The organism is Pseudomonas paeninsulae, assembly GCF_035621475.1.
Taxonomy (GTDB): Bacteria; Pseudomonadota; Gammaproteobacteria; order Pseudomonadales; family Pseudomonadaceae; genus Aquipseudomonas; species Aquipseudomonas paeninsulae.
This window is the reverse complement of the sequence record NZ_CP141799.1, coordinates 5,004,933-5,017,046: the sequence shown is the minus strand read 5'-3', so window position 1 is coordinate 5,017,046 and position 12,114 is coordinate 5,004,933. Positions and strand designations below refer to the sequence as shown.

Below are 12,114 nucleotides of genomic sequence, written 5' to 3'. Positions count from 1 at the left end.
CCACTAATCGGTGCTGGGTGATGACCGCGCTGCAGGGCCGTCCAGCCAGATGCGCTCGCGGTGATTCGACTGCAGGGCGATGCGCCGCAGGTCGGCGACCTGATCGTGCAGGTTGGCTTCCCGTTGCCGGACAAGGCTGTGCGCCTGGTAGACGACGCGTTCGGCGACACGCCCCTGCTGGGCGGTCAGCCGCCGCTGTCAGAGCAGCAGGCTGACCAGGCCCAGGCTCAGGAGCGCTGCTGCCAACGCCGCATGGGCTGGATCCGCGAAGAGTCGTTGCTGTCGTCGCGCAGTGCTGGTTCCCTGCGCCAGGGGTCGCTCAACGCCGCGCGAGGATTGCCGCCCATTGTTCGGCACTGACCGGCATCACCGACAGACGGCTACCTCTGTGTACCAGGGGCAGTTCCAGCAAGGCGCTTTGCGCCTTCAGTTCGGCCAGTGGAATGAGCCGGCTGAAGATTTCGACAAAGGTCACGTCGACCGCGCTCCAGGGATTTTTCTCACTACTGGCCTTGGCGTCGAAGTAATGGCTGTGCGGGTCCAGCGCCGTCGGGTCGGCATAGGCGAGGCTGCTGATGCGGGCGATGCCGGCGATGCCCGGTTCGGGGCAGCTGGAGTGATAAAAGAACAGCTGCTCGCCAATCTGCATGCTGCGCAAAAAATTTCGTGCCTGATAATTGCGTACGCCATCCCAGCGGGCTTGGCCGAGGCGCTGCAGGTCGTGGATCGACAGTTCGTCGGGTTCCGATTTCATCAGCCAATAAGGCATGATTTTTGCTCCGTAAGATCGGTCCTTGCTGCGTGCTGATGGTCGTGCGCGCAGCCGGCGACCGTTTGGCGCCATAAATTGCTTGGTTGTGGCGGTAGGCAGACAATGCCGGCCTTTACGCCAGACAGTTAGAGCGACCGATAAAAATAAAGCCGCCGGTCCACCGTGCGCAGCATGCCTCGAAGGGGGAGGCATCCAATGAAACGTAAACCAGATCTTTTGTGGGTATTAGTCGTCCTGTTCAGCCTGGGCGTGGTTACTACGGGTTACACCCAGAGCCAATGGGAGCGCCAGGGTGAGGCGCCCGTGAGTGTCACCCAGCAACCTTGATCCGCTTGCTTGATCCGCCATGTGCCGCAGGGATCGCGGTGCCATCAACGCCGCTCAGTACCACGCCTTGTCCGTCACCGTCGCCTTGAGCGGCACATCCCAGCTGGCCAGCGCCAGCCGATCTACCTGCTGACATTCATGCGCCAGGCCCAATAAGGTCGGTTTGTGCCATTTTTTGCGCACTGCGCGATACGCCAGGCTGCGATCGTAAAAGCCGCCGCCCATGCCGATGCGTCCACCGTGGCGGTCGAAGCCGACCAGTGGCAAGAGCACCAGGTCCAGCGCCCATACCTTGCGTTGCTGCGCACGATTGTGGCGGGGCTCGGGGATGCGGAAACGATTGGGTTGCATGATTTCGTGCGGACGCACGCGTTGAAACACCATTTTGCTGCGCGGCCAGGCGTTGAGTACCGGCAGGTAGGTGGCTTTGCCACGGCGTTGAGCGGCGCGTAACAGCGGCCTGGGGTCGATTTCGCCATTGCTGGGCAGGTACAGGGCGATGTGTCTGGCGCGCCGAAACAACGGGTGTTGCGCCAGCTGTCGATACAGCTGGCGGGCGGCTCGGCGTTGCGCTTGAGGGCTGAGGGCACGGCGCTTTTGCCGCAGCAGGCGGCGTAATTGCGGGCGGGTCAGGTCGGTTGAGTCGAGCATGATCAGGCGTGACACCTGTTGCCGGCAGAGGGCCGCAGGTGTGAAAGAAAGACTCCCCGACGTGCCGCTGTCGGCTTAGCCCTTGAACCCGAAAGTTCAAGGTGGAGGTTGCAGGAGGCGTTAAGGCTTTCCGTCAGGCGGACATGCACACCGGCCCCAACATGCAACCCCCGGGTTTGTGCGTATCGGCTCAGGGACATCACCAACTGGCGCACACTCCAGGGAGCAGCGGCCAGTATACCTGAAACCACTGCGCCGTAATTAGCGAGCTTGGCCATTGTCATCGTCATCACTGGCCAGGGCATGGTCGACGCGTGCGAGCAGGTCGCGCACATGGTCGCGGGTCGAGGTCGTTTGCTGACCCAGGTTGTCCAGGTCGTCCTGCTGGTGCAGCAGATCGTGGGTGATGTTCAGGGCGGCCATCACCGCTATGCGGTCGGCGCCGATGACTTTGCCGCTGCTGCGGATCTCGCGCATCTTGCCGTCCAGGTAGCGCGCGGCGCTTTCCAGGTTGGCGTGTTCGCCCGGCGGGCAGGCGATGCAATATTCTTTGTCGAGAATATGGACGGTAACGGTATTCGACTGGGTCATGAGTCCTGCTCCAGGGCTTTGAGGCGCGAAATCATGGATTCGACCTTGTGTCGGGCCATTTCGTTCTTTTCAATTAGATGGGAGCGTTCCTCGCGCCAGGCCTGTTCATGTGCCAGGAGAACCCGGTTGCGGGCCTTGAGCTGCTCGACGCGCTGAATCAGTTGGTCCAGCTTGGTCGTGAGGGCGTGCAGGTCGACGTCTTCCATGGGGTCTCGCTAAGGCAAGGATTGACCGGACTATATAGGCTTGTACCTGGAAGAGGTCAAACCTTGCGCCGGCCTTGGATGGTCTTGGCGCGTCTGCCGGTGCTAGGATACGAGGCCTTCATTCTAGTGATTGCGCCGCTTGGCGCCTAGTGATCTATGCCGACTTCAAGTTCTCCTTATACCGCTTTCGCTGCGCTGCTCGCCAACAGCGGTCATCCCGTTTCCCCGGCCGAGTTGCATGGCCTGCTGCTGGGTCGCAGCTGTGCCGGCGCCGGCTTCGATATCGACGCCTGGCTGGTGGATGCCGCCGAGCTGCTCGGCGCTGCCCCGCAAGACAACGTGCGCCAGGCGCTGCTTGGCTTGCAGGAGATGGTCAAGGGCGAGCTGTGCGGTGACGAGGTCACGGTGGTGCTGCTCTTGCCGTCCGATGACGCGCCGCTGGGCGAGCGTGCTGCGGCCATTGGCCAGTGGTGCCAGGGTTTTCTCGGCGGCTTCGGCCTGACCGCACGTGAGAACGCCCTGAGCGCCGAGGCGATGGAGGTGCTGCAGGACCTCTCGGCCATTGCCCAGGTGCAGAACGCCCTGGAAGAGTCGGAGGATGGCGAGAACGACTACATGGAAGTGATGGAATACCTGCGGGTGGCCCCGCTGTTGCTGTTCAGTGAATGCACCAAGCCTGTAGCCGCGGCCGCCAAACCGTCGCTGCACTGATTTTTTACGCATTAGAAATGGATCCAGCCTGCCCATGATCAGCATCCCCAAGTCGGAATACGTCCGTCGACGCAAGGCGTTGATGGCGCAGATGGAACCCAACAGCATCGCCATTCTGCCGGCGGCGCCGGTGTATATTCGCAATCGCGACGTCGAGCACGTCTACCGCCAGGACAGCGACTTCCAGTACCTCTCCGGCTTTCCCGAGCCGGAGGCGGTGATCGCGCTGATTCCCGGCCGCGCACATGGCGAATACGTGCTGTTTTGCCGCGAGCGCTCTCCCGAGCGCGAGCTGTGGGATGGCCTGCGCGCCGGTCAGGACGGTGCGATCAGCCACTATGGTGCAGACGATGCCTTCCCGATTGGCGACATCGACGACATCCTTCCCGGTCTGATCGAAGGCCGCGAGCGGGTGTACTACGCCATGGGTACCAACCAGGAGTTCGACCGCCACCTGATGGAGTGGATCAACGTGATCCGCTCCAAGGCGCGTCAAGGTGCGCAGCCGCCCAACGAGTTCGTCGCCCTCGACCACCTGCTGCACGACATGCGCCTGTACAAATCGACCAACGAGGTCAAGGTGATGAAGGAGGCCGCGCAGATTTCCGCGCGCGGCCATGTGCGCGCCATGCAGGCCAGCCGTGCCGGCCTGCATGAGTTCCACCTGGAAGCCGAACTGGACTACGAATTCCGCAAGGGCGGGGCGAAGATGCCGGCCTACGGCTCGATCGTCGCGGCCGGCAAGAATGCCTGCATCCTGCACTACCACGAGAACGATGCGCCGCTCAAAGACGGTGATCTGGTGCTGATCGACGCCGGTTGCGAGATCGACTGCTACGCCAGCGACATCACCCGCTGCTTTCCCGTCAGCGGCAGGTTTTCGCCCGAGCAGAAGGCCATCTACGAGTTGGTGCTGGCGGCCAACGAAGAGGCGTTCAAGCATATCGGCCCCGGCAAGCACTGGAACGAAGCCCATGAAGCCACGGTGCGGGTGATCACCGCCGGCCTGGTCGAACTGGGTTTGCTGCACGGCGAGGTCGACGAACTGATCGCCTCCGAGGCCTACAAACCCTTCTACATGCACCGTGCCGGCCACTGGCTGGGCATGGATGTGCACGATGTCGGCGACTACAAGATCGGTGGCGAGTGGCGGGTGCTGGAAGTCGGCATGGCCATGACCGTCGAGCCGGGCATCTACATCGCCGTGAATAACACCAATGTGGCGAAGAAATGGCGCGGCATCGGTGTGCGCATCGAAGATGACGTGGTGGTGACCAAGAGCGGTTGCGAGGTGCTTAGCCTTGGCGTGCCGAAAACCGTCGCCGAGATCGAGGCGCTGATGGCCGCCGCACCCACAGTGGCGGCCTGAAACCATGCAGCGAGTCGATCTGGCAATCATCGGCGGCGGCCTGGTCGGCGCCAGCCTGGCCCTGGCCCTGCAGGGCGAGGCCAAGGCGCGCGGCTGGCGGATCAGCCTGATCGAACCTTTTGCGCCGGGCGAAGGCTATCAGCCGAGCTACGATGCGCGATCTACCGCGCTGTCCTACGGTACGCGGCTGATCTACCAGCGCTTTGGCTTGTGGCAGGCCATCAGTGAGCGCGCCGAACCGATACTGCAGATCCACGTCTCCGATCGCGGCCGCTTTGCCGCGGCGCGCCTGAGCGCCAAGGACGAGGGCGTGCCGGCGCTGGGCTATGTGGTGGAAAACGCCTGGTTGGGCCAGTGCCTGTGGCAAGCCCTGGATCAACAGGTGGTCAGTTGGCGCACCCCGGCGCAGGTGACTCGCCTGGATGCGCTGGAGAAGGGTTATCGACTGACCCTGGATGATGAGTCCAGCCTGGAGTGCGATCTGGCGATTCTGGCCGATGGTGGCCGCTCCGGCTTGCGCGAACAGTTGGGCATAGGCGTCAGCCACAGGCCCTACGGCCAGAGTGCGTTGATTGCCAATATCAGTCCGCAGGACGATCACCAGGGGCAGGCCTTCGAGCGCTTCACCGCAGACGGGCCGATGGCCATGTTGCCGCTGGCGGACAAGCGCTGTGCGCTGGTCTGGACTCGCTCAACGGCAGACGCCGAACGCTTGCTGCGGCTGGATGAGGCAGGCTTTCTCGAGGAATTGCAGCAGGCCTTCGGTTATCGTCTCGGCGCCTTGCGCCAGGTCGGTGCGCGGCATCTGTACCCGCTGGCACTGACCGCGGCCGAAGAGCAGGTGCGCTCCCATCTGGTGGTGCTCGGCAATGCCGCGCACAGCCTGCATCCGATTGCCGGGCAGGGCTATAACCTGTCCCTGCGCGATACCCTGGCGTTGGCCGAGACGCTACTGGCCAGCAGTGCGCCGCTGGGCGATCTGGCCACCTTGCAGGGTTATCTGCAACGGCAGCGGGTCGACCAGCAATTGACCGTGGGCTTTTCCGATCAGGTCACTCGCCTGTTCAGTAGTGGCGAGCCGCTGCTGGCCGCCGGGCGCGGCCTGGGCCTGCTGGGCCTGGATCTGCTGCCACCGGCCAAACGCTGGTTTGCCCGCCAGGCCATGGGCCTGGGCACCCGTATGGAGCGCTAGGCAATGACGGCTCGTCGTTTGGCGCGCAAGGCGCGCATGCTGCGCTGGGCGATGAATCTCTATCCGCCCTACCTGGGCGCCGGGGTGTGGGTGCGGCATATCAGTGCGGACTTCCGTCAGGTGCAGGTCAAAATGGGCCTGAGCTGGTACAACCGTAATTATGTGGGCACCCAGTTCGGCGGCAGTCTGTATTCGATGACCGATCCGTTTTTCATGCTGATGCTGATGGAGAACCTCGGACGCGACTATATCGTCTGGGACAAGGCCGCCCACATTGACTTCATCGCGCCGGGCAAAGGCCCGGTGTATGCAGACTTCAGCGTCGGCGACGAGCTGTTGCAAGACATCCGTGCGCGGACCTGCGCCGGCGATAAATACCTGCCCGAGCTGCAGGTCGAGGTGCGTGACGGCGCCGGAACCCTGGTGGCGCGGGTGCACAAGACGTTGTACGTGCGGCTCAAGCCCCGTGCCCGACAGGCAGTTTAAGGAATCAACATGCGTGCGGATCTAATCATCGTGGGTGCCGGTATGGTCGGCAGCGCCCTGGCGTTGGCCCTGCAAGAGCAGGGCTTGGACATTCTCCTGATCGACGGTGGGCCGCTCAGCGTCAAGCCGTTCGATCCTGCCGCACCCTTCGAACCGCGGGTCAGTGCGCTGTCGATCGCCAGTCAACGGGTACTCGAGCGTCTTGGCGTATGGCAGGGCGTCGCCGCGCGCCGCAGCAGTCCCTATGCCGAGATGCAGGTGTGGGATGGTTCCGGTACCGGGCAGATTCATTTCAGTGCAGCCAGCGTGCATGCCGAGACGCTCGGTCATATCGTCGAGAACCGTGTGATCCAGGACGCCTTGCTCGAGCGTCTGCACGAGGGCAATGTCGGCCTGCTGAACAATGCCCGCCTGGAGCAGTTGCGCCGTTCCGGCGACGACTGGCTACTGACCCTGACCGATGGCCGCCAGTTGCGTACGCCCTTGCTGATCGCCGCCGATGGCGCCAACTCGGCGGTGCGCCGCCTGGCCGGTTGCGCCACTCGTGAGTGGGATTACCTGCACCATGCCATCGTCACCAGTGTGCGCTGTGCCCAACCGCACCAGGCCACGGCCTGGCAGCGCTTCACCGACGACGGTCCGCTGGCCTTTCTACCCTTGGCTTCAACGCCAGGCGAGCACTGGTGTTCGATCGTCTGGTCGGCCACCCCGAGTGAAGCCGAACGCCTGATGGCGCTGGACGACGCCGGTTTCTGTGTCGCGCTGGGCAAGGCCTTCGAGCATCGCCTGGGCACCGTGCTGCACGCCGATCCGCGGCTGTGCATCCCGTTGCGCCAGCGCCATGCCAAGCGCTACGTCGAAGATGGGCTGGCGCTGATCGGCGATGCCGCGCACAGCATCCATCCGCTGGCTGGGCAAGGCGTCAACCTGGGCTTTCTCGACGCTGCAGTGCTGGCCGAGGTGCTGCTGCATGCCCTGGCGCGTGGTGAGCGTCTGGCCGATGAGCGCGTGCTGAGCCGCTACGAGCGTCGGCGCATGCCGCATAACCTGGCGATGATGGCGGCGATGGAGGGCTTCGAGCGGCTGTTCCAGGCCGATCCATTACCGCTGCGCTGGCTGCGCAACGCCGGCCTCAACTGGGTCGACGAATTGCCCGAGGCCAAGGCGCTGTTCGTCCGTCAGGCGCTGGGCCTCAGCGGCGATCTGCCGGAACTGGCGCGCGCCTGAAGCCGTCGCAACATCTTCCCTGTGTCACCCGTCACTGCGCCTGCAAAAGGCGCGGCGCACGGTGTTGCGGATTAAAAGGTTGGCGAAGATTGACCTAGGTCATGGCGGATTACGTCTGTGGGGCGAACAATGGTTGAGAAACGAAATGACATTCACTATTATTTAATCTTTCGACTCACCTTCGCTCAAGAGGCAGGATTCATGCAGGTAAGTAAGCGTTTGTTTGCCGCACTCACCCTCACTGCGCTGGCCGGCGCCGTCCAGGCTGCCGATGAAGTGGTGGTCTACTCCGCCCGTATCGACGAGCTGATCAAGCCAGTCTTCGACGCCTATACCGCCAAGACCGGTGTAGCGGTGAAGTTCATCACCGACAAGGAAGCGCCGCTGCTGGCTCGCCTGAAAGCCGAAGGCGAGAACACCCCGGCCGACATGCTGATCACCGTGGATGCGGGCAACCTCTGGCAGGCCGAGCAGGAGGGCGTCCTGAAGAAGCTCGATTCCCAGGTGATCGCGAGCAATATCCCTGCCCAGTATCGCTCCAGCACCGGCGCCTGGACCGGCCTGTCGCTGCGTGCGCGGACCCTCGTCTACTCCACCGAGCGGGTCAAGCCGCAGGAGCTGTCGACCTACGAAGCCCTGGCCGACAAGAGCTGGGAAGGTCGCCTGTGCCTGCGTACCAGCAAAAAAGTCTATAACCAGTCACTGACGGCCACCCTGATCGAGACCCACGGCGCCGAAAAAGCCGAGGCGATCATCAAGGGTTGGGTCAGCAATCTGGCGACCGATGTATTCGCGGACGATACCGCATTGATCCAGGCGATCGACGCCGGTCAGTGTGATGTCGGCATCGTCAACACCTATTACTTCGGTCGCCTGCACAAGCAGCAGCCGGACTTGAAGGCCAAGCTGTTCTGGCCTAACCAGGCCGACCGCGGTGTGCATGTCAACCTGTCCGGTGCCGGTGTCACCTTGCACGCACCGCACCCCGAGGCCGCACTGAAGCTGCTGGAGTGGATGACCACCGAGGACGCCCAGGGCCTGTTTGCCAGCCTGAACCAGGAGTTCCCGGCCAACCCGCAGATCGCGCCGTCCGCTGAAGTGGCTGCCTGGGGCAACTTCAAGGCCGACAGCATCCCTCTGGAAGTGGCCGGCAGGCGTCAGGCCGAAGCGACCATGCTGATGGATCGCGCCGGCTGGAACTGATCCAGGTCAGTGTCTGAGCGGCAACGGCAGAATCGCTTCGGTTTCCTGCTTTAGGCTGCAGTTATACTCCACGCCCCGGCTTAGTCCGGGGCGTTGTGTTTATGCCGTCGAGAAAATAGTTTCGAGGATTGTGCGTGGCCCTTCCTGCCCAGCGTCGCTGGTATCCCATCGCTTTTGCCGTTGCCCTGTTGGTATTGCTGCCGCTGAGTGTGCTGCTGTTCAGCTGGCATGAGGTGGATCGGCAAATCTGGGCTCACCTGTGGCAAACCCAACTGCCGCGCCTGATCGGCAACACCCTAATGCTGGTGCTCGGCGTCGGGGTCGGGGTCACTGTGCTCGGCGTCAGCCTGGCCTGGCTGACCAGCCTCTGCGAATTTCCTGGGCGGCGTTGGCTGGATTGGGCGCTGATGTTGCCCTTCGCCATTCCTGCCTATGTCCTGGCTTTTGTCTTCGTCGGTTTGCTGGATTTCGCCGGGCCGGTGCAAACCTTGTTGCGCGACTGGTTTGGCGCTGGCCTGCGTCTGCCGCGGGTGCGCTCCACCGGTGGGGTGATCATCGTCCTGGTGCTGGTGTTCTACCCCTATGTCTACCTATTGGCGCGTAATGCATTTCTGGCTCAGGGCAAGGGCCTGATGGAGGCGGCAAGGGTGCTCGGGCAGAGCCCCTGGCAGGCGTTCTGGCGGGTGGCTCTGCCAATGGCGCGACCGGCCATCGGTGCGGGTTTGGCGTTGGCGATCATGGAGACTCTGGCCGATTTCGGCGCAGTATCGGTGTTCAATTTCGATACCTTCACCACGGCCATCTACAAGACCTGGTACAGCTTCTACAGCCTGACCAGTGCCACCCAACTGGCCAGCCTGCTGTTGCTCGCGGTGATGCTGGTGCTCTATGGCGAGCGCCGCGCTCGCGGTGCCGTGCGTCCGGCCAACGAGCGGCCCCGGGTCAAGGCGCTCTACCACCTCAGGGGCGGCCAGGCACTGGCCGCCAGCGTTTGGTGCGGCCTGGTGTTCGCCTGTGGTTTCGTCATTCCCGTGCTGCAGTTGCTGGTGTGGTTCTGGCAGCGCGGCCGTTTCGATCTGGACGAGCGCTACACCGCCTTGATTCTGCACACCGTCTACCTCGGCGGCATGGCCGCGTTGATCACGGTCACTGTGGCCTTGCTGCTGGCTTTTGCCCGCCGTATGGCACCGACTCGCTTGATGCGCTCGACCGTCAGCCTGGCCAATCTCGGCTATGCGTTGCCGGGGTCGATGCTGGCGGTGGCAATCATGCTGGCCTTCAGCTTCCTCGATCGCGAGCTGGTGATTCCGTTATCCAGTTGGCTCGGCGGCGCGGGCAAGCCGATCCTGCTCGGCAGCTTGTCAGCCTTGTTGCTGGCGTATCTAATTCGCTTCATTGCGGTGGCCTACGGGCCACTGGAGAACAGCCTGGCGCGGATCCGGCCATCGTTGCCGGAAGCCTCGCGCAGCCTGGGGGTCGGCGGTATCGGCCTGTTCTTCCGAGTCTACCTGCCGCTGCTGGTGCCGGGGGCGATGTCGGCGGCGCTGCTGGTGTTCGTCGATGTGCTCAAGGAAATGCCCGCGACCCTGCTGATGCGCCCCTTCGGCTGGGGCACCTTGTCGGTGCGGGTGTTCGAGATGACCAGCGAGGGCGAATGGGCCCGTGCCGCGCTGCCGGCCCTGACCCTGGTGCTGGTCGGTCTGCTGCCGGTGATCCTGCTGATCCGCCGTTCGGCGCGGCGGATCAGCTAGGGGGCGGACCGGGACGCCGGCCGCTCATGAGCGCAGCGAACAGTCCACCGTTCGGCCGCGGAGAGTACGTCCAACGGCCAAGATGACCCGCGGCGGTCTTGCGGCTACAATGCGCGCCATTCGCTGCGGAGCGTCATTGCGATAGCCCGGGCCAGCGCCCTGTTGCAAAGGGCTCAGCCGGGTTCAGCACTTGCCCGCAGCTCTGCCAAGCCCGGAAGGAGACACCCATGGGACAGCGCACCCCTCTGTATGACCTGCACCTCGCCTTGGGTGCCAAGCTGGTCGATTTCGGTGGCTGGGATATGCCGCTGCACTATGGCTCGCAAGTCGAGGAGCATCACCAGGTGCGTCGCGATTGTGGGGTCTTCGACGTTTCCCATATGTGCGTGATCGATGTCGGCGGCAGCCAGGCCAAGGCCTATCTGCAGCACCTGCTGGCCAATGACGTGGAGCGTCTGCACCTCTCCGGCAAGGCCCTGTACAGCGCCATGCTCAACGAGCAAGGTGGGGTGATCGACGACCTGATCGTCTACCTCACCGACTCCGCCGAGGGGCAGAGCGGCTATCGTCTGGTGGTCAATGCCGCTACCCGCGACAAGGATCTCGCCTGGATGCGTCAGCAGAGTGGTGCCTTCGCCGTCGAACTGCATGAGCGCAGCGAACTGGCCATGCTCGCGATCCAGGGCCCGCATGCCCGCGCCAAGACCTGCGAGCTGGTGACCCAGGCCCGCGCCGCGCTGATCCACGAACTCACGCCGTTCCAGGGCCTGGCGGAAGGCGACTGGTTTATCGCCCGCACCGGCTACACCGGCGAGGATGGCCTGGAGATCATGTTGCCGGCCGATCAGGCCGTGGAATTCTTCAATGACCTGGTCGGCGCCGGCATATCGCCGATCGGCCTGGGCGCACGCGATACCTTGCGCCTGGAGGCCGGGATGAACCTGTACGGCCAGGACATGGACGAGAACGTCACGCCGCTGGCGGCCAACATGGCCTGGAGCATCGCCTGGGCACCGGCCGGGCGTCAATTTGTCGGGCGCAAGGTGCTGGAAGAGCTGAAAAATACGGGTGTCCAGTCCAAGCTGGTCGGCCTGGTGCTGGAGGAGCGTGGTGTGCTGCGCGCCCATCAGGTGGTACGGGTTGAAGGCATGGGCGAGGGTGAAATCACCAGCGGCAGCTTCTCCCCGACCCTCGGTAAGTCCATCGCCCTGGCGCGCGTACCGACCGCCACTGGCGAGCGCGCCGAGGTGGAAATTCGCGGGAAATGGTATCCGGTCAGGGTGATCAAACCGATGTTTGTCCGCCATGGCAAGGCCCTGATCTGAACGCGACTGCAGGCTGCGTGGGGGATGCCGCACCAAGCCTGTAATCCAGATGGATCTGGGAGTGCCGTCACCCGCTGGGTGCGGCTGTGTGCGCTATGTTGCAATGACTTGCTTTCGCTAGGAGGGTGTTTACAAATTACTGCGCTTGACCATGCCGCGTTGAAATCAGCCTCGAGTGCGAGCCCAGTCAAAATGCTCATGTACTACTCGTACACTCCGCTTTTGACTCGCTTCGCTCGCCCTACGGGCCAGCCTGCGGCTGTTACTCCGCTGCGCTGCGTTTCGGTTGATTTCGCCTTGCCA

At 63.4% G+C, this 12,114-nt stretch carries 14 protein-coding genes and 1 other RNA gene; 10 read left to right on the top strand and 5 right to left on the bottom strand.

What is annotated here, in order from left to right; all coding sequences use genetic code 11:
- Nucleotides 1-60: 60 nt before the first annotated feature.
- The gene (locus VCJ09_RS23125) at nucleotides 61-360 is read left to right on the top strand and encodes a hypothetical protein (protein ID WP_324732342.1); all 300 of its coding nucleotides are present in this window, start codon (nucleotides 61-63) and stop codon (nucleotides 358-360) included.
- Here the strand turns inward: VCJ09_RS23125 and VCJ09_RS23120 are convergent.
- A complete protein-coding gene (locus VCJ09_RS23120) occupies nucleotides 320-769 on the bottom strand; it encodes an EVE domain-containing protein (RefSeq protein WP_324732341.1) in 450 nt (149 codons plus the stop codon). The two genes, VCJ09_RS23125 and VCJ09_RS23120, sit on opposite strands and share 41 nt — an antisense overlap.
- A gap of 198 nt (nucleotides 770-967) precedes the next feature.
- Between VCJ09_RS23120 and VCJ09_RS23115 the strand changes: the two genes are divergently transcribed.
- Nucleotides 968-1,099: a hypothetical protein gene (locus VCJ09_RS23115; protein ID WP_324732340.1), complete on the top strand. Its 132-nt coding sequence runs from the start codon at nucleotides 968-970 to the stop codon at nucleotides 1,097-1,099.
- A gap of 54 nt (nucleotides 1,100-1,153) precedes the next feature.
- Here VCJ09_RS23115 and VCJ09_RS23110 read toward each other — a convergent pair whose 3' ends face one another.
- From VCJ09_RS23110 to VCJ09_RS23095, 4 genes are all read right to left on the bottom strand, one after another.
- Nucleotides 1,154-1,750: a 5-formyltetrahydrofolate cyclo-ligase gene (locus VCJ09_RS23110; RefSeq protein WP_324732339.1), complete on the bottom strand. Its 597-nt coding sequence runs from the start codon at nucleotides 1,748-1,750 to the stop codon at nucleotides 1,154-1,156.
- A gap of 49 nt (nucleotides 1,751-1,799) precedes the next feature.
- A non-coding RNA gene (ssrS, locus tag VCJ09_RS23105) (6S RNA) lies at nucleotides 1,800-1,978 on the bottom strand.
- A 33-nt stretch (nucleotides 1,979-2,011) separates the two neighbouring features.
- Nucleotides 2,012-2,341 (bottom strand): cell division protein ZapA, encoded by a 330-nt coding sequence (locus VCJ09_RS23100; RefSeq protein WP_324732338.1) that lies wholly within the window; start codon nucleotides 2,339-2,341, stop codon nucleotides 2,012-2,014.
- The gene (locus tag VCJ09_RS23095; RefSeq protein WP_079203781.1) at nucleotides 2,338-2,547 is read right to left on the bottom strand and encodes a TIGR02449 family protein; all 210 of its coding nucleotides are present in this window, start codon (nucleotides 2,545-2,547) and stop codon (nucleotides 2,338-2,340) included. The genes VCJ09_RS23100 and VCJ09_RS23095 overlap by 4 nt, the downstream gene beginning before the upstream one ends.
- Before the next feature lie 156 nt (nucleotides 2,548-2,703).
- On the opposite strand from VCJ09_RS23095, the gene VCJ09_RS23090 reads away from it, so the two are divergent.
- The 8 genes from VCJ09_RS23090 (at nucleotide 2,704) to gcvT (ending at nucleotide 11,811) form a co-directional block, all read left to right on the top strand.
- A complete protein-coding gene (locus VCJ09_RS23090; protein WP_324732337.1) occupies nucleotides 2,704-3,258 on the top strand; it encodes a YecA/YgfB family protein in 555 nt (184 codons plus the stop codon).
- Nucleotides 3,259-3,292: 34 nt separating this feature from the next.
- A complete protein-coding gene (pepP, locus tag VCJ09_RS23085) occupies nucleotides 3,293-4,627 on the top strand; it encodes a Xaa-Pro aminopeptidase (protein WP_324732336.1) in 1,335 nt (444 codons plus the stop codon).
- A gap of 4 nt (nucleotides 4,628-4,631) precedes the next feature.
- The gene (gene ubiH / locus VCJ09_RS23080; RefSeq protein WP_324732335.1) at nucleotides 4,632-5,819 is read left to right on the top strand and encodes a 2-octaprenyl-6-methoxyphenyl hydroxylase; all 1,188 of its coding nucleotides are present in this window, start codon (nucleotides 4,632-4,634) and stop codon (nucleotides 5,817-5,819) included.
- A gap of 3 nt (nucleotides 5,820-5,822) precedes the next feature.
- Complete coding sequence (locus VCJ09_RS23075; RefSeq protein ID WP_324732334.1) at nucleotides 5,823-6,305, top strand: DUF4442 domain-containing protein; 483 nt, start codon at nucleotides 5,823-5,825, stop codon at nucleotides 6,303-6,305.
- A gap of 9 nt (nucleotides 6,306-6,314) precedes the next feature.
- Nucleotides 6,315-7,532, top strand: a complete 1,218-nt coding sequence (locus tag VCJ09_RS23070) for a 2-octaprenyl-3-methyl-6-methoxy-1,4-benzoquinol hydroxylase (RefSeq protein ID WP_324732333.1) — start codon at nucleotides 6,315-6,317, stop codon at nucleotides 7,530-7,532.
- 201 nt (nucleotides 7,533-7,733) lie between these two features.
- Nucleotides 7,734-8,735: an extracellular solute-binding protein gene (locus VCJ09_RS23065; RefSeq protein ID WP_324732332.1), complete on the top strand. Its 1,002-nt coding sequence runs from the start codon at nucleotides 7,734-7,736 to the stop codon at nucleotides 8,733-8,735.
- A gap of 134 nt (nucleotides 8,736-8,869) precedes the next feature.
- Complete coding sequence (locus VCJ09_RS23060; RefSeq protein WP_324732331.1) at nucleotides 8,870-10,486, top strand: ABC transporter permease; 1,617 nt, start codon at nucleotides 8,870-8,872, stop codon at nucleotides 10,484-10,486.
- 227 nt (nucleotides 10,487-10,713) lie between these two features.
- Nucleotides 10,714-11,811: a glycine cleavage system aminomethyltransferase GcvT gene (gcvT, locus tag VCJ09_RS23055; RefSeq protein ID WP_324732330.1), complete on the top strand. Its 1,098-nt coding sequence runs from the start codon at nucleotides 10,714-10,716 to the stop codon at nucleotides 11,809-11,811.
- Nucleotides 11,812-12,114 lie beyond the last annotated feature (303 nt).

Bases quoted from the DNA above. Each gene is read 5' to 3' on its own strand.
- pepP (WP_324732336.1), top strand. From the start codon at position 3,293: ATGATCAGCATCCCCAAGTCGGAATACGTCCGTCGACGCAAGGCGTTG.
- VCJ09_RS23065 (WP_324732332.1), top strand. From the start codon at position 7,734: ATGCAGGTAAGTAAGCGTTTGTTTGCCGCACTCACCCTCACTGCGCTG.
- VCJ09_RS23120 (WP_324732341.1), bottom strand. From the start codon at position 769: ATGCCTTATTGGCTGATGAAATCGGAACCCGACGAACTGTCGATCCAC.
- VCJ09_RS23110 (WP_324732339.1), bottom strand. From the start codon at position 1,750: ATGCTCGACTCAACCGACCTGACCCGCCCGCAATTACGCCGCCTGCTG.
- gcvT (WP_324732330.1), top strand. From the start codon at position 10,714: ATGGGACAGCGCACCCCTCTGTATGACCTGCACCTCGCCTTGGGTGCC.
- VCJ09_RS23070 (WP_324732333.1), top strand. From the start codon at position 6,315: ATGCGTGCGGATCTAATCATCGTGGGTGCCGGTATGGTCGGCAGCGCC.
- VCJ09_RS23115 (WP_324732340.1), top strand. From the start codon at position 968: ATGAAACGTAAACCAGATCTTTTGTGGGTATTAGTCGTCCTGTTCAGC.
- VCJ09_RS23090 (WP_324732337.1), top strand. From the start codon at position 2,704: ATGCCGACTTCAAGTTCTCCTTATACCGCTTTCGCTGCGCTGCTCGCC.
- ubiH (WP_324732335.1), top strand. From the start codon at position 4,632: ATGCAGCGAGTCGATCTGGCAATCATCGGCGGCGGCCTGGTCGGCGCC.
- VCJ09_RS23100 (WP_324732338.1), bottom strand. From the start codon at position 2,341: ATGACCCAGTCGAATACCGTTACCGTCCATATTCTCGACAAAGAATAT.
- VCJ09_RS23075 (WP_324732334.1), top strand. From the start codon at position 5,823: ATGACGGCTCGTCGTTTGGCGCGCAAGGCGCGCATGCTGCGCTGGGCG.
- VCJ09_RS23095 (WP_079203781.1), bottom strand. From the start codon at position 2,547: ATGGAAGACGTCGACCTGCACGCCCTCACGACCAAGCTGGACCAACTG.